This is a genomic window from Micromonospora sp. KC606 (genome assembly GCF_004348675.1).
Lineage (GTDB): Bacteria > Actinomycetota > Actinomycetes > Mycobacteriales > Micromonosporaceae > Micromonospora.
In genome coordinates this window covers 1-628 of sequence record NZ_SMKN01000427.1, presented here as the reverse complement: position 1 = coordinate 628, position 628 = coordinate 1, and the positions used below count along the sequence as shown (strand labels likewise).

Here is a 628-nt window from a genome sequence, read left to right as displayed (position 1 = left end):
GAGCGGGACGGCGGGTCGGAGGCCAACCCGGTCCGCTCCGCGCTCGGGCTGACCTCCACGCATCTGGCCTACGTCATCTACACCTCCGGCTCAACCGGAACACCCAAAGGCGTCATGATCGAACACCACGGGCTTGTCAATCTGGCCCAGGCTCAGATCAGATTCTTTGATGTCAGTTCTCGTAGCCGTGTCATGCAGTTCGCGTCCTTCAGCTTTGACGCCTGCATTTCTGAGGTCGTGATGGCGCTGTGTTGTGGTGCAGCGCTTTGTCTACCAGCACGTTCGGTGTCGCTTGACTTCGTCCTGCTGGGGAAATACATCGCGGACCAGGCAATCAGTCACGTGACCTTGCCGCCGGCCCTGCTTCACGGGCAACCCAATCTGGAGGAATTGACCGGCATTCAGACACTTGTCCTAGCGGGTGAGGCATCCAGCCCGTCTCTGATACAAGCCCTGCCTTCCGGACCGAACGTCATCAATGCTTACGGACCGACCGAGAGCACTGTTTGCGCCACAGGGTGGATCTCCCCGGCATCCTTCAGCCGTGCGACCGTCCCCATTGGTCGCCCGATGGCGAATACGCGGGTTTACGTGGTCGATGTTCATGGGGGGTTGTGTCCTGTTGGGG

General features: G+C 60.2%; 1 protein-coding gene. It reads left to right on the top strand.

Going from position 1 to position 628, the window contains the following annotated elements; genetic code table 11:
• Nucleotides 1–628, top strand: a 628-nt coding sequence (locus E1193_RS31530) for an AMP-binding protein (protein WP_165945882.1), incomplete at both ends; no start/stop codon positions are given.